This window comes from Streptococcus sp. HMSC076C08 (assembly GCF_001810825.1).
In the GTDB taxonomy this organism is placed as follows: domain Bacteria; phylum Bacillota; class Bacilli; order Lactobacillales; family Streptococcaceae; genus Streptococcus.
In genome coordinates this window covers 156,279-171,902 of sequence record NZ_KV802735.1, presented here as the reverse complement: position 1 = coordinate 171,902, position 15,624 = coordinate 156,279, and the positions used below count along the sequence as shown (strand labels likewise).

14 protein-coding genes and 1 tRNA gene are annotated in these 15,624 nt (G+C 37.7%); 12 read left to right on the top strand and 3 right to left on the bottom strand.

Annotated features, from left to right (window positions below; genetic code table 11):
- Nucleotides 1-104: 104 nt before the first annotated feature.
- Both carB and HMPREF2766_RS07180 read left to right on the top strand, forming a co-directional pair.
- Nucleotides 105-3,281, top strand: a complete 3,177-nt coding sequence (carB, locus tag HMPREF2766_RS07185) for a carbamoyl-phosphate synthase large subunit (protein WP_070568911.1) — start codon at nucleotides 105-107, stop codon at nucleotides 3,279-3,281.
- Nucleotides 3,282-3,497: 216 nt separating this feature from the next.
- Entirely contained in the window at nucleotides 3,498-4,832 is a 1,335-nt protein-coding gene (locus HMPREF2766_RS07180; protein WP_070568907.1) for an Nramp family divalent metal transporter, read from the top strand.
- 116 nt (nucleotides 4,833-4,948) lie between these two features.
- Here HMPREF2766_RS07180 and HMPREF2766_RS07175 read toward each other — a convergent pair whose 3' ends face one another.
- From HMPREF2766_RS07175 to HMPREF2766_RS07165, 3 genes are all read right to left on the bottom strand, one after another.
- Nucleotides 4,949-5,191 carry a type B 50S ribosomal protein L31 gene (locus HMPREF2766_RS07175; protein ID WP_000710762.1) on the bottom strand — a complete coding sequence of 81 codons (243 nt, stop codon included), beginning with the start codon at nucleotides 5,189-5,191 and terminating at the stop codon, nucleotides 4,949-4,951.
- A 172-nt stretch (nucleotides 5,192-5,363) separates the two neighbouring features.
- Nucleotides 5,364-6,224: a DUF5336 domain-containing protein gene (locus tag HMPREF2766_RS07170; RefSeq protein ID WP_070568905.1), complete on the bottom strand. Its 861-nt coding sequence runs from the start codon at nucleotides 6,222-6,224 to the stop codon at nucleotides 5,364-5,366.
- A gap of 107 nt (nucleotides 6,225-6,331) precedes the next feature.
- The gene (locus tag HMPREF2766_RS07165) at nucleotides 6,332-7,276 is read right to left on the bottom strand and encodes a DHH family phosphoesterase (protein WP_070568902.1); all 945 of its coding nucleotides are present in this window, start codon (nucleotides 7,274-7,276) and stop codon (nucleotides 6,332-6,334) included.
- Nucleotides 7,277-7,379: 103 nt separating this feature from the next.
- On the opposite strand from HMPREF2766_RS07165, the gene HMPREF2766_RS07160 reads away from it, so the two are divergent.
- The 10 genes from HMPREF2766_RS07160 to csn2-St all read left to right on the top strand — a co-directional run bounded on the left by HMPREF2766_RS07160 (nucleotide 7,380) and on the right by csn2-St (nucleotide 15,526).
- Entirely contained in the window at nucleotides 7,380-7,823 is a 444-nt protein-coding gene (locus HMPREF2766_RS07160) for a flavodoxin (protein WP_070568900.1), read from the top strand.
- A 117-nt stretch (nucleotides 7,824-7,940) separates the two neighbouring features.
- A complete protein-coding gene (locus HMPREF2766_RS07155) occupies nucleotides 7,941-8,207 on the top strand; it encodes a chorismate mutase (RefSeq protein ID WP_070568897.1) in 267 nt (88 codons plus the stop codon).
- A complete protein-coding gene (gene crcB / locus HMPREF2766_RS07150) occupies nucleotides 8,204-8,578 on the top strand; it encodes a fluoride efflux transporter CrcB (protein ID WP_070568894.1) in 375 nt (124 codons plus the stop codon). The genes HMPREF2766_RS07155 and crcB (HMPREF2766_RS07150) overlap by 4 nt, the downstream gene beginning before the upstream one ends.
- Entirely contained in the window at nucleotides 8,572-8,901 is a 330-nt protein-coding gene (crcB, locus tag HMPREF2766_RS07145) for a fluoride efflux transporter CrcB (protein WP_070568892.1), read from the top strand. Before crcB (HMPREF2766_RS07150) ends, crcB (HMPREF2766_RS07145) begins: the two co-directional genes overlap by 7 nt.
- A gap of 118 nt (nucleotides 8,902-9,019) precedes the next feature.
- Complete coding sequence (rplS, locus tag HMPREF2766_RS07140) at nucleotides 9,020-9,367, top strand: 50S ribosomal protein L19 (RefSeq protein ID WP_001068669.1); 348 nt, start codon at nucleotides 9,020-9,022, stop codon at nucleotides 9,365-9,367.
- A gap of 42 nt (nucleotides 9,368-9,409) precedes the next feature.
- Nucleotides 9,410-9,481: transfer RNA gene (locus HMPREF2766_RS07135), tRNA-Arg, on the top strand.
- A 219-nt stretch (nucleotides 9,482-9,700) separates the two neighbouring features.
- Nucleotides 9,701-13,072 carry a type II CRISPR RNA-guided endonuclease Cas9 gene (cas9, locus tag HMPREF2766_RS07130; protein WP_070568889.1) on the top strand — a complete coding sequence of 1,124 codons (3,372 nt, stop codon included), beginning with the start codon at nucleotides 9,701-9,703 and terminating at the stop codon, nucleotides 13,070-13,072.
- Between the two features lie 177 nt (nucleotides 13,073-13,249).
- Nucleotides 13,250-14,158 (top strand): type II CRISPR-associated endonuclease Cas1, encoded by a 909-nt coding sequence (gene cas1, locus HMPREF2766_RS07125; protein ID WP_070569206.1) that lies wholly within the window; start codon nucleotides 13,250-13,252, stop codon nucleotides 14,156-14,158.
- Between the two features lie 4 nt (nucleotides 14,159-14,162).
- On the top strand, nucleotides 14,163-14,486 hold the full coding sequence (cas2, locus tag HMPREF2766_RS07120; protein ID WP_001268300.1) for a CRISPR-associated endonuclease Cas2: 324 nt from the start codon (nucleotides 14,163-14,165) through the stop codon (nucleotides 14,484-14,486).
- Complete coding sequence (gene csn2-St / locus HMPREF2766_RS07115; protein WP_070568886.1) at nucleotides 14,483-15,526, top strand: CRISPR-associated protein Csn2-St; 1,044 nt, start codon at nucleotides 14,483-14,485, stop codon at nucleotides 15,524-15,526. Before cas2 ends, csn2-St begins: the two co-directional genes overlap by 4 nt.
- Nucleotides 15,527-15,624 lie beyond the last annotated feature (98 nt).

Genomic DNA, 15,624 nt, shown 5'->3' with positions numbered 1-15,624 from the left:
AGGCTACGGACGGTGCTAAAAAGATAGTTATTCCTAGAACTGATAGTTCTTCGTCATAACTCCTATTTTAGCTTGGTCCGCTTGACGCCCTTAATATCTTATAAATGCCTAAACGTACTGATATTCAAAAAATTATGGTGATTGGTTCTGGTCCGATTATTATTGGTCAGGCTGCTGAGTTTGACTATGCTGGGACCCAGGCCTGCTTGTCTTTGAAAGAGGAAGGTTATGAGGTTGTCTTGGTAAACTCAAACCCTGCCACTATCATGACGGATAAGGAGATTGCTGACAAGGTTTACATCGAACCGATTACACTTGAGTTTGTGACGCGTATTCTCCGTAAGGAACGTCCAGATGCTTTGCTTCCAACTCTTGGAGGTCAGACAGGGCTCAATATGGCCATGGAATTGTCTAAAAACGGCATCCTAGATGAGCTTGGAGTAGAGCTTCTAGGTACTAAATTGTCTGCCATCGACCAAGCAGAGGACCGTGACCTCTTTAAACAATTGATGGAAGAGCTTGAGCAACCAATTCCAGAATCTGAAATTGTCAACACAGTGGAAGAAGCTGTTGCTTTTGCGGCATCAATCGGCTATCCAGTCATTGTCCGTCCAGCCTTTACCCTAGGTGGTACTGGTGGTGGTATGTGTGCCAACGAGGAAGAATTGCGTGAAATCGCTGAAAATGGGTTGAAATTGTCACCTGTTACCCAATGTTTGATTGAGCGTTCAATCGCAGGTTTCAAGGAAATCGAATACGAAGTCATGCGTGACTCAGCTGACAATGCCCTCGTTGTTTGTAACATGGAAAACTTTGACCCAGTGGGGATTCACACAGGGGATTCTATCGTATTTGCTCCTGCGCAAACCATGTCAGACTATGAAAACCAAATGCTTCGTGACGCGAGCTTGAGCATTATCCGCGCTCTCAAGATTGAAGGTGGGTGTAACGTTCAGCTGGCCCTTGATCCGCATAGCTTCAAGTACTATGTTATCGAAGTAAACCCTCGTGTATCGCGTTCGTCAGCCCTTGCTTCTAAGGCGACGGGTTATCCGATTGCTAAATTGGCAGCTAAGATTGCCGTCGGTTTGACCTTGGATGAGGTCATCAACCCAGTTACAGGTTCAACCTATGCTATGTTTGAACCAGCCCTTGACTACGTCGTTGCTAAGATTCCACGTTTCCCATTTGACAAGTTTGAAAAAGGTGAGCGTCGTCTTGGTACTCAGATGAAGGCGACTGGAGAAGTCATGGCCATCGGTCGGAACATTGAGGAGTCTCTTCTAAAAGCCTGTCGTTCACTTGAAATTGGGGTTCACCACAATGAAATGCCTGAACTGGCAACTGTTTCTGATGATGCCTTGATTGAAAAGGTTGTGAAAGCCCAAGATGACCGTCTCTTCTACGTATCAGAAGCCATTCGCCGTGGTTATACACCAGAAGAAATTGCTGAATTGACCAAGATTGATATCTTCTATCTGGATAAACTCTTGCACATCTTTGAAATTGAGCAAGAATTAGGTGCCCATCCACAAGATCTAGAAGTCTTGAAAACAGCTAAACTCAATGGATTTTCAGACCGCAAGATTGCGGAACTTTGGAAAACGACCGCTGAGCAAGTTCGCCAACTTCGCTTGGAAAACAAGATTGTCCCAGTTTACAAGATGGTTGATACTTGTGCGGCGGAGTTTGACTCTGAAACACCATACTTCTATTCAACCTATGGTTGGGAAAATGAATCTATCAAGTCTGATAAGGAATCCGTCCTAGTCCTAGGTTCAGGTCCAATCCGTATCGGTCAAGGGGTTGAGTTTGACTATGCAACTGTTCACTCGGTGAAGGCGATTCAGGCTGCTGGTTATGAAGCCATCATCATGAATTCAAACCCAGAGACCGTTTCAACAGACTTCTCGGTATCTGACAAGCTCTACTTTGAGCCATTAACATTCGAAGATGTCATGAATGTTATCGATTTGGAGCAACCAAAAGGCGTTATCGTTCAGTTCGGTGGTCAAACAGCCATCAACCTTGCGGAGCCTTTGGCAAAAGCAGGTGTGACCATCCTTGGTACGCAAGTCGCTGACCTAGACCGTGCCGAAGATCGTGACCTCTTTGAACAAGCCCTTAAAGACTTGGATATTCCACAGCCACCAGGTCAAACAGCTACCAATGAAGAAGAAGCTGTGCTTGCTGCTCGCAAGATTGGTTTCCCAGTTCTCGTTCGTCCATCTTATGTCTTGGGTGGACGTGCTATGGAAATCGTCGAAAACGAAAAAGACCTTCGTTCTTACATGCGTACCGCTGTTAAGGCTAGTCCAGACCATCCAGTCCTTGTCGATTCTTACATCGTTGGGCAAGAGTGTGAAGTCGATGCCATCTCAGACGGGGAAAATGTTCTCATCCCTGGTATCATGGAACATATCGAACGTGCCGGTGTCCACTCAGGTGACTCAATGGCCGTTTACCCACCACAAACCTTGTCGCAAAAGGTGCAGGAAACCATCGCAGACTATACCAAACGTCTAGCAATTGGCCTTAACTGTCTTGGAATGATGAACATCCAGTTTGTCATCAAGGATGAAAAAGTATACGTTATTGAGGTCAATCCACGTGCCAGCCGTACGGTTCCATTCCTTTCTAAGGTAACTAATATTCCTATGGCTCAGGTAGCGACCAAGCTCATTCTTGGGCAAAGTCTTGAAGAACTTGGCTATCAAGATGGACTCTATCCAGAAAGCACTCGCGTTCATATCAAGGCGCCAGTCTTCTCCTTTACGAAACTAGCTAAGGTAGACAGCTTGCTCGGTCCTGAAATGAAGTCAACAGGGGAAGTTATGGGTTCTGATACTACTCTTGAAAAAGCTTTGTACAAGGCCTTTGAAGCTTCTTACCTGCACTTGCCAACCTTTGGTAACGTTGTATTTACCATCGCTGATGATGCCAAAGATGAAGCCTTGGACTTGGCTCGTCGTTTCCAAAATATCGGTTATGGTATCCTTGCGACAGAAGGGACAGCAGCATTCTTTGCCAGTCATGGACTTCAAGCCCAACCTGTTGGTAAGATTGGTGATGACGATCAGGATATCCCAAGCTTTGTTCGCAAAGGGAAAATCCAAGCAATCATCAATACTGTCGGAACAAAACGAACTGCTGACGAAGATGGTGAGCAAATCCGCCGTTCAGCCATTGAACACGGTGTGCCACTCTTTACAGCTCTAGATACAGCTAATGCCATGCTCAAGGTGCTAGAAAGCCGTAGTTTTGTCACAGAAGCAATCTAGTTGAGACAGAATTTTCACAGTTTTAAAGCCAGCGTTAGAAAACGCTGGCTTTTGCAATACAGAAATTGCTTATTTCAACCATCATTCTTTCCTGAAGAATCGTTCTAAATTGTGATATAATAAGGTAGAATTGGAAATGGAAAACTATTTTCATTATATTTTCAAAATTTCCATTAAGAAAATAGGTAAAGACAGATTAGAAAGTGTAAAATTCCGATGTCTTCTTACAAAAAAGTCTCTCTTTCTGAGATCAACCAATCTATTGAAACTCCTAATAACAATCATTTTTGGCAAAATCTAAAAGCTTTTTTAGGACCTGGAGCCCTTGTAGCAGTTGGTTATATGGATCCTGGAAACTGGATTACCAGCGTGGTTGGTGGTGCATCCTACAAATATAGTCTCTTATTTGTTATTTTGATTTCATCCATCATTGCCATGCAACTACAACAGATGGCTGGAAAGCTCGGTATCGTAACTAAGATGGATCTAGCACAGGCAACTGCACATCATGCTCCCAAATGGCTTCGCTATAGTTTATGGGTGATTTTAGAATTAGCTTTAATGGCGACCGACTTAGCCGAGGTTTTAGGCTCAGCGATTGCCTTAAATCTTTTATTTAAAATACCGATTATGGTCGCTATCCTCTTAACCGTTTTAGATGTATTTCTTTTGTTGTTGTTAATGAAATTTGGCTTCAAAAAAATTGAAGCCATTGTTACGACCCTTATTTTAACCATACTAGCCATCTTTACCTATCTGGTGGCTTTATCTAATCCGAGTATTCAGGGTATCTTTGGTGGTTATTTACCGACTCCAACATTATTTGAAACACCATTACCAGGTCATGAAAGCCAATTGACCTTGGCTCTAGGAATTGTAGGAGCGACAGTCATGCCCCATAATCTCTATCTCCATTCCTCTCTATCCCAAACAAGGAAAATCAATCACAAAGATAAGAAGGATGTTCGAAAAGCCGTGCGTTTTATGACCTGGGATTCAAATCTTCAGTTGTCCCTAGCCTTTATTGTCAATTCCTTGCTTCTCATTTTAGGGGCATCTCTCTTTTTTGGTCATGCATCTGAAATTTCAGCTTTCTCTCAAATGTACAATGCTTTACAGGATTCGACAATAGCAGGAGCGATAGCCAGCTCAACTCTGTCAACTTTATTTGCCCTAGCCCTCTTAGCAAGTGGCCAGAATTCGACCATTACAGGTACCTTAACAGGACAGATTGTCATGGAAGGCTTCTTACATCTGAAATTGCCTCAGTGGATTATCCGTATCGGTACCCGGATTTTTGCCTTGCTTCCTGTGATTATTGTTGCCGTCTTGTTTGGACATCAAGAAAAAACCTTGGATCAGTTATTGGTCTATTCACAAGTTTTTCTGTCAATTGCTCTTCCGTTTTCAATCTTCCCCTTAATCTATCTGACCTCTAAGAAGTCACTGATGGGAGAATTCACCAATGCCAAGTGGAACACCATCCTAGGTTACGCAGTTTCAATCATCTTGACCATTCTCAATATCAAGCTTCTTTTCGATATTTTTTAACCTCGTTTGAAATCAATTATAGTGTCAGCGTGAAGGTTGATAAAGAGAAAGTGGTAGTGGTTGGTTCATAAAAAGAAGTACAAAAAAAGAACAGTGGTAACTGTTCTTTTTTATCATTATTTGAGACCGTATTTTTTGTTGAAACGATCCACGCGTCCATCTGCTTGAGTGAACTTTTGACGTCCAGTGTAGAATGGGTGTGAGTCTGATGAAATTTCCACACGGATCAATGGGTAAGTTTCGCCTTCGAACTCAACAGTTTCGTTAGAGCGTTTTGTTGAACCGCTAAGGAATTTGTAACCAGTAGTTGTGTCCATGAAGACAACTGGGCGATATTCTGGATGGATATCTTTTTTCATTTTGCAATATTTCCTTTCTGCCATGGTCTCTTTGCGAGCCATAGATTGTTACCATACTAGTCTATCAGATTCTGATAAGTTTGGCAAGTCTTTTCCCTGATTTTATTAAAAATCTTGATAAAAAATCACTCCAGTGTTTACTGGAGTGAGGGTAGAAGAATGATTAGTTCTCTTAATTTGGAGCTTTTTCTTCTTGTTGATTTTTTACTTCTGTTTCTTTTACTGGTTCTGTGTTTTCTTCTGCTGATTCAGCTTCTTTTTCAGATTCAGTAGTTTCTATTTCTGTTGATTCTGTTACAGTTTCAGCTTCAGCTTCAGCCTCTGTTTCTGTTGGTTCGTTTACTGGCTCAGCTTCTGTTTTTGTTTCAGATTCTGTAGTTTTTTCTTTTACTGGTTCTGCGTTTTCTGCTGCTGATGCAGCTTCCACATTAGCTGGTTCCTTAGCTTCTTCTTTTTGCTCGGTTTCCTCTTTAGCTGTCTCTGTTTTTTCAGCAGTAGTTTCTTCTTTTTTACGTTCTTGAGATTCTTTTTTGATTTCTTCGACCGCAGTTTTAACGGTAGAGCTTGTTACACGTCCGACAGTTTGAGCAAAATCTTTACCAGACTCAGCTAATTCAGTAAATGACTCTTTTGTAATTTTACCACCTGACATTGCCAAGAGACCAGTTACAACTAGTGCAATGCTAGCAAGAATAGCCAAAATCAAACCAAAGCCGATTGAAATGCCATATCCACCAAAGTTAGACATGTACTTATTTACATTAAAGAGACTATTTAGTGTGACAAGAGTTGCAATTGCACCTGCAACAATGACACCAATTGAGAACCCTTTAGGCATTGCTTTATTCATATTATTCAAGCAAGCAAGAACAATAGACACAATAGCTGCGATAATGACAAACCACCCATCTCCTTGGTAACCATTCACGCTATAGGATCCAAAAGAACCTGCATTTAAACTAGCCCATGGCAAAAGTGAACCAAGGATTGCTACTCCAGCAGAAATGAGAATATACAAACGATTTTTTTCCATTATTAAGTCTCCTTTTATTCAGTTTGATTTATTATACCATAAACTGAGGTACAAAGAAACCGTATATTTTAAGAATCTAGCATATAAAAGGCCAAGAAAATTCTTTCTTAGCCTTGGTGCATCTGTAGAGCCTCTTTAAGTTCTTTGTATATTTGTTCGTTTTCTTCTAGACTATAGGAATTGGCGCCACTGGCTAATGGATGCCCTCCCCCGTCGTGTCGTTTGGCTATCTCATTGATAGGAGTGATTTTACTGCGCATACGTACACGGAAGTGACCATCAGCTTGTTCAACAAAGATAGCCCAAGCCTTAACGGTATCAATTCGACCAGGTGCCCCAACAATCGCTGCTGTTTCAGCATCCGTAACCTTATATTTTTCCAAGATGTCTTGAGTAAGCAGAACGCGTGCAGCCCCATTCTCATCAACTTCTAAATGATCATAGACAAAGCCTTGCAATTTTGCAATCTTGAAGCTCATGGTATCCATTTGACGAGACAATCCAGCAAAGTCAAAATCAATTTCTCGGAGCTGGCCAGCTATTCTAAAGGTACGGGCACTAGTTGAAGGGTAGAGAAAACGCCCTGTGTCCCCGACAATTCCTGCATAGAGAAGTCGTGCCGCTTCACTAGACAAAGCTAGCTGATTTTCTTGAGCAAATAATGCAATCATCTCACTGGCACTGCTTGAACTTGTATCCACCCAAGATAGGTCACCGTAGATATCATCATTTGGATGGTGATCGATTTTGATGGTGAAAGCAGCTTGTTCGTAGCGTTTATCATCGATACGAGGACGATTCGCTGTATCACAAATAATAGCAAGAGCTCCTTGGTAGACACTGTCTGGGACAGTATCCATTTCCGCCATCCAAGTAAGAGTTGGTTCGTTATAACCGACTGCTTTGATGGTCTTTTCTGGAAAATGGTGTGTGAGAAGAGCTTTCAAGCCCACTTGACTCCCTAAGGCATCTGGATCTGGTTTCATATGACGGTGAATGATAATGGTATCGTATTCTTTGATTTTCTCTAAAATTTGCTGGCAAATTTCCATAAATAACCTCAATTCTTTCTCATTTCATTGTAGCACAAGAATTTTTATTTTTAAAATGAAAAAGATATGATATAATGGAGAAAGATAAATTGAGGAGGACGATATGGCATTAGCAAAAATTGTATTTGCCAGTATGACCGGTAATACCGAAGAAATTGCAGATATTGTAGCAGATAAATTGCGTGACTTGGGCTTGGATGTAGATGTGGATGAATGTACGACTGTTGACGCTTCAGACTTCTTGGAAGCGGATATCGCGATCGTTGCGACTTATACTTACGGTGATGGAGAATTGCCAGATGAGATGATGGACTTCTACGAAGACCTAGCAGATCTCAACTTGAATGGCAAAATCTACGGAGTGATCGGTTCAGGAGATACCTTCTACGACGAATTCTGTAAGGCTGTCGATGACTTTGATCGTGTATTTGTAGCGACAGGAGCAGAAAAAGGTTCAGAGTCTGTTAAAGTGGACCTTTCTGCCGAAGAAGAAGACATCGAACGCTTGGAACAATTCGCAGAAGAATTGGCTGCAAAAGTAGGATAAGAATCAAACTGCGCTGACTGGAAGAAGTCAGTGCGTTTTTTTATTAGTTTTTTTGGGATTTTACTAGCCTATTTAGAGGCTTTTTGATACAATAATTCAAATAAAGGAGGAGACTGTATGAACTTAGATATTATTCGGCAAGAAATTGATCAAATCGACGACCAAATCGTCAAGCTCCTAGAAGAACGGATGCATTTGGTTGAGGGAGTGGTTGCCTATAAGAAAGCCTCAGGAAAACCTATTTTAGATAGTAAGCGAGAAGAAGTCATTTTTGAAAAAGTCAGAAATCGAGTAGAAGATAAGCGCTATCAGGAGACCATTGTTGCGACTTTTTCAGACATTCTCAAACGTTCGCGTGATTATCAGGATCAAAATATCAAATGAAAAAAGAACAATTCTATCCGCTAGGAATTTTTCTGGCTGCAATGGTGGGAGGCCTTATCCGCTATCTCATTTCCACTTGGTTACCAGCTAGCCCAGACTTTCCTTGGGGGACCTTTCTTGTCAACTATCTAGGCATTTTCTGCCTGGTCTATCTGGTAAAAGGCTATCTGGTCTATAAGGGAACTAGTAAAGGCTTGGTTTTGGCGCTGGGGACGGGTTTTTGCGGAGGTTTAACAACCTTTTCTAGCCTAATGCTTGATGCAGTAAAACTGCTTGATACCGGGCGTTATCTTAGCTTAGGCATCTACTTATTTTTGAGCATTGGTGGAGGTCTACTCTTGGCTTATGTTCTAGGGAGGAAGAAATGGTAATCGTTTATCTTGCAATCGCCTGCGGGTTTGGAGCCCTAGTTCGTTATTTCTTTTCCCGCTATAATCAAGCTTCAAAATTACCTCTAGGAACTCTCATTGCCAATCTTATAGGATGTTTTTTGATTGGCCTACTCTACAATCATGTGGAGTCCAAGGAAGTCTATGCTATCCTAGCGACAGGTTTTTGTGGAGGTTTGACGACCTTTTCAACCTTGAATGACGAGCTGCAAAGACTAATCAGTGACAAGAAGGTATTTTATAGCTATTTTCTCTTAACTTACATAGGCGGTTTTCTAGCGATTTTTTTAGGAATTCTGCTATAAATTTCTTTACTTTTAGGTGGAAATTTGGTAAACTGTATCTTGTGTGTAATGGACGCACGAAAATACAGTTTATCCGCTGAGGAAGGTTCCTCAAGATTGACAAAGATAGGAGAATAAAATGAATCCATTAATCCAAAGCTTGACTGAAGGTCAACTTCGTACAGATATCCCATCATTCCGTCCTGGTGACACTGTTCGTGTACACGCGAAAGTTGTCGAAGGTAACCGTGAACGTATCCAGATTTTTGAAGGTGTTGTTATCGCACGTAAAGGTGCGGGCATCTCAGAAAACTACACAGTTCGTAAAATCTCTAATGGTGTAGGTGTTGAGCGTATCTTCCCAATCCACACTCCACGTGTTGAAAAGATCGAAGTTGTTCGTTACGGTAAAGTACGTCGTGCGAAATTGTACTACTTGCGTGCTCTTCAAGGTAAAGCAGCTCGTATCAAAGAAATCCGTCGTTAATTCGACTAAAAAACTCTGCTCATTCAGCAGGGTTTTTCTCTAGCTCCCTTAGTTCAATGGATATAACAACTCCCTCCTAAGGAGTAGTTGCAGGTTCGATTCCTGCAGGGGGCAGTAAACTAGTAATTTTCATGTAGAAATCACTCCAGTTAAAATAGAACTCCAAAAGCGTGAGATCACGCTTTTTTGTTTTTTATCAATGATGAAAACGGGAGAATTTGCATATAATTATAAAAAGACAGGATATTATAGTTAATTGCATATAATGATTTGATTTTTTAGGAAGTAAGGAGTAAAATTTAATTAATATGATGATTGGTTAGGAGTATAATTATGAATGGTTTAGTTTTAGGATTGGATATTGGTATTGCATCCGTAGGAGTGGGAATTCTAGAAAAAAATTCTGGAAAGATTATCCATGCGAATTCTCGTCTTTTTCCAGCTGCAACAGCTGATAATAATGTTGAAAGAAGAAAAAATAGACAGGCTCGACGATTACATCGTAGGAAAAAACACCGTGGTGTTCGCCTTAAGGATTTATTTGAAGACTATGGTTTTTTAACTGATTTTTCTAAGGTATCCATTAATCTTAATCCATATCGACTTCGTGTAGATGGCTTGAATCAGCAACTAACGAATGAAGAGCTGTTCATAGCTTTAAAGAACATTGTTAAGAGACGTGGGATTAGCTATTTAGATGATGCTACTGAGGATGGTGGTGCAGTATCGTCTGATTATGGTAAGGCAGTTGAGGAAAATAGAAAATTACTCGCTGAACAAACACCTGGTCAAATCCAACTAGAACGTTTCGAAAAATATGGTCAAGTAAGAGGAGATTTCACTGTTGTAGAAAATGGTGAGAAACGGCGATTGATCAATGTTTTTTCAACATCTGCTTATAGAAAAGAAGCTGAAAGAATTCTTAGAAAACAGCAAGAATTTAATAACCAGATCACGGATGAGTTTATAGAGAATTATCTAAAAATCCTTACAGAGAAAAGAAAATACTATCATGGACCAGGTAATGAAAAATCTCGGACGGATTATGGACGTTTCAGAACAGACGGTACGACATTAGATAATATTTTTGGTATTTTAATTGGTAAATGTACATTTTATCCTAATGAGTACAGAGCTTCAAAAGCTTCCTATACTGCTCAAGAGTTTAATTTGTTAAATGATTTAAATAATTTAACAGTTCCTACAGAAACCAAGAAACTGAGTGAGGAACAAAAGAAAACAATCGTTGAATATGTTAAATCGGCGAAAACATTAGGGGCTTCAACCTTATTGAAATACATTGCTAAAATGCTTGATGCTTCAGTAGATCAGATACGTGGTTATCGAGTTGATGTAAACAATAAACCTGAAATGCATACTTTTGAAGTCTATCGAAAAATGCAATCACTAGAAACAATTTCAGTTGGAGAATTGTCTAGAGAAGTTCTAGATGAACTTGCTCATATTTTAACTCTAAATACTGAACGAGAAGGTATAGAAGAAGCGATTAACACAAAATTAAAGGATTCTTTTAGTCAAGACCAAGTACTTGAATTGGTTCAATTTAGAAAAAATAATAGCAGTCTATTTAGTAAGGGATGGCATAATTTTTCTCTTAAACTCATGATAGAATTGATACCAGAACTCTATGAAACTTCAGAAGAGCAGATGACAATTCTAACACGATTGGGGAAACAAAAATCTAAAGAAACATCAAAAAGAAGCAAGTATATTGATGAAAAAGAATTAACAGAAGAAATTTATAACCCTGTAGTAGCAAAATCTGTCAGACAGGCCATAAAGATAATCAACGAAGCAACTAAAAAATATGGTATCTTTGATAATATCGTTATCGAAATGGCGCGAGAAAATAACGAAGAAGATGCTAAGAAAGATTATATAAAACGTCAAAAAGCAAACCAAGATGAGAAAAATACTGCTATGGAAAAGGCTGCATTCCAATACAATGGGAAAAAAGAGTTACCAGATAGTATCTTTCAAGGGCATAAGGAATTGGCTACTAAGATTCGTTTATGGCACCAGCAGGGAGAGAAGTGTCTCTATACTGGGAAGAATATTCCAATTTCAGATTTAATTCACAATCAGTACAAGTACGAAATTGACCATATTTTACCTCTTTCTTTATCGTTTGATGATAGTCTATCTAATAAAGTATTGGTCCTAGCTACAGCAAACCAGGAGAAGGGACAGCGAACACCGTTTCAGGCTTTAGATAGTATGGATGATGGTTGGTCCTACCGTGAGTTTAAATCTTATGTAAAAGAGTCTAAATTATTAGGTAATAAAAAGAAAGAGTACCTTTTAACGGAAGAAGATATTAGTAAAATTGAAGTGAAGCAGAAATTTATCGAACGGAATTTAGTTGACACTCGATATTCTTCTCGAGTTGTTTTAAATGCTCTACAAGATTTTTATAAAGCGCATAAATTCGATACAACTATTTCGGTGGTACGTGGACAATTTACCTCTCAGCTAAGAAGAAAGTGGGGACTTGAAAAAACTCGTGATACTTACCACCATCATGCTGTGGATGCCTTAATTATTGCTGCTTCAAGTCAATTAAGTTTATGGAAAAAACAAGCTAATCCCCTAATTTCTTATAAAGAGGATCAAATTGTTGATTCAGAGACTGGAGAAATTATTTCATTAACGGATGATAAATACAAAGAATTAGTATTTAAAGCACCTTACGCTCATTTTGTTGATACATTAAGTAGCAAGAAATTTGAAGATAGCATCCTATTTTCTTATCAAGTGGATTCAAAATATAATAGAAAAATTTCAGATGCAACTATTTATGCAACAAGAAAAGCGAAATTGGATAAAGATAAATCTGAAGAAACTTATGTTTTAGGTAAGATTAAAGATATATATAGCCAAACTGGATATGATGCTTTCATTAAAATTTACAATAAAGACAAGAGTAAATTCTTAATGTATCACAAAGATCCTCAGACGTTTGAAAAGGTAATTGAAGAGATTCTAAGAACCTATCCTTCAAAAGAATTTAATGAGAAGAATAAAGAAATTCCTTGTAATCCATTTGAGAAATACAAACAAGAAAATGGGCCTATTCGCAAGTACAGTAAAAAAGGTAATGGTCCAGAAATTAAAAGTCTGAAATACTACGATAAAAATATTCCTGAATCATTTATTAACATAACTCCTTCTAATAGTAAAAATAAAGTAATCCTACGTCAATTAAATCCTTGGAGAACAGATTTCTATTTTAATCATCAGACGGAGAAGTATGAGTTACTTGGATTAAAATATGCAGATTTACAATTTGAAAAGAAGACTGGGACTTATTCTATAACTATTGATAAATATAATGAAATTAAAGAAAAAGAAGGAGTGGGCGAACAGTCAGAATTCAAATTTACCTTATATAAAAATGACTTACTTTTGATTAAGGACACCAAAAATAATGAAGAACAGATTTTTAGATTCTTATCTAGAACAATGCCAAATGTGAAACATTATGTAGAACTAAAACCTTATGATAAAGCCAAATTTGATGGTAACCAGCCATTGATAACAATCTTTGGAAATGTTGCAAGAGGAGGACAGTGTTTGAAAGGATTAAATAAATCAAATATCTCCATTTTTAAAGTTGAAACAGATGTTTTAGGTAATAAACATTTCATCAAAAAAGAGGGTGACGAACCAAAACTCAAATTTTAAAAATATTTTAAAAAAGAGTTGCAAACGCTTGTACAATGTATTATAATAGTAACTGTAAGGGACGCCTTGCACAGTTACTTAAATCTTGCAGAAGCTACAAAGATAAGGCTTCATGCCGAATTCAACACCCTGTCATTTATGGCGGGGTGTTTTCGTTTTGTGAAAGAGGATAAGAGAATGACTTGGAGAATTGTGCATGTCTGTCAGAGTGAAAAAATGAAATTAAAGTTAGATAACCTTTTAATTAAGAAAATGGGTCAAGACTATGCTATCCCACTGAGTGATATTTCGATAATTGTAGCAGAAGGAGGGGAGACTGTTGTAACTTTAAGGTTATTAAGTGCTTTAAGTAAGCATAATATTGCCTTAATTGTTTGTGATAATGAACACATGCCTACTGGAATTTATCATTCTCAAAATGGTCATTTTAGAGCCTATAAAAAATTACAGGAGCAATTATTGTGGACGCAGGAACAGAAAGACAAATTATGGCAGATAGTTACTTATTTCAAAATAAACAATCAGCAAGATGTTCTTGCAATGTTTGAGAAAAATATTGATTGTATTCGATTATTAGCAGACTATAAAGATCATATTGAATTTGGAGATAAAACCAATCGTGAAGGTCATGCTGCAAAAGTCTATTTTAATGAATTGTTTGGTAAGAAATTTGTGCGCCTTACACAGCAGGAAACGGATGTCATCAATGCTGGTCTAAATTATGGTTATGCTATCATGAGAGCTCAGATGGCACGCATTATTTCTGGGTATGGGTTAAATCCCTTAATAGGAATTTTCCATAAGAATGAATATAATCAATTTAACTTGGTTGATGACTTAATGGAACCTTTTCGGCAGATTGTAGATGTTTGGGTCTATCAAAATTTACGGGATGAAGAATATTTGAAGTACGAGTTTCGCTTGGCGCTAACAGATACACTAAATGCAAGAATTCGTTACGGTAAAGAAACTTGTTCTGTAACAGTAGCAATGGATAAGTATGTCAAAGGTTTTCTAAAATGTATCTCTGATAAAGATACTAGTAAATTTTGCTGTCCGGTGGTTTCGAGTGTAGAATGGAGTTAAAGAAATGAGGTATGAAGCATTGAGGTTATTGTGTTTTTTTGATTTGCCAATGGAAACCAATCAAGAAAAGAGAGTTTATCGTAACTTTCGAAAAGACTTAATTGCTAATGGTTTTGAAATGTTGCAATTTTCGGTTTATTATAGAACCTGTCCTAACCGAAGTTTTGCTAGTAAATTCTATAAAAAATTAAGTCAGAGTAATTTACCAAGTGGGAATGTCCGTTTGCTTGCAGTAACAGAGAAACAATTCTCTGAAATGGTTTTGATTATAGGTGGGAAAACAAAGCAAGAAGAAGTAGTCAGTGATAATAAGTTGGTAGTTATATGAAAATGAATATTAGTCATCCATACAAGGATAATATTTTATTAAGTTTTGGTCAATTTACTCAAATTGTAGGTCAAGATCAGCAATTAAAATACTATATTTGGCAGATACTATTATGGTATTTTGGAGGAAAAAAATATAGTGAGGAAGATTTAGTTCTATTTGTACAAAATGAGCCTAAAATACTGATAGACGATACAATGGTTTCCCGGTCAGAATTCAGTATTATTCAAGTGTCCAGTATCAATGATTTAATTGAACAAATGGAATATAAAAAAGGAACAGTTGCCTATGATTATATAAAGAAAAAGATTAATTCTATAGAGATAATGGAGCAAATTGAAAATATCAATGACAATCTAGATAGGATTTCACTTTTATTGAATCAGAAGTTGAATCTTCAAATCGATGATATTATCTATCATACTGAAGCAAAATATTTTAATACGGATCAATTAATTCAAAAAAATTTTTTACCATACTTTGGAAAAAATGATAAAAATATATCCTTTGAATTTGTAGACAATAAGACAAAGTTTTTATTATTTCTTTCAATGTTGGAAGTTATTGCGACGAACAGTTCTGAAAAGTTCTTGCTTGTCTTACGAAATTTGGATGATTTTTTATCCTATAATGATTTTGTTGAATGTTGCGAGAAAATGGAGTTTCTTACTAATCATAGTAACTTACTCTATATAGTCTCATTTCCTTCAAATGAGGGTTATCTTCATGTAACTAAAGAAGTACTAGAGGAAATCAATATCGTTTCCGATTATGTAGATCATTTTTATTCCTTAGAATTTATGTATGAACGATTTATTAATCAATATCCAATAAATCAAATACCTGATGAACAAGACTTTTTAACTTCTTTAAGAAAGGTTGGCCCCTATTTATTTAGTTCTGATATTCTTCATATGAGTTTATCTATAGAAGATCAAGTAGCATTAAAGATTTTAAACAAATTGTATCAGTATGAAATGAAAACAAAATTCCGTATTGAAGCGGTCAATCCAATGTTATTGAAATATTTGAAAGAATAGTATTGACGAGTGAGATTTAAGGCTTTATAATGTTTTTGAGGGAACAAAAATCAAAATTGACGAATTTGAGGTTTTTGTACTCTCAAGATTTAAGTAAC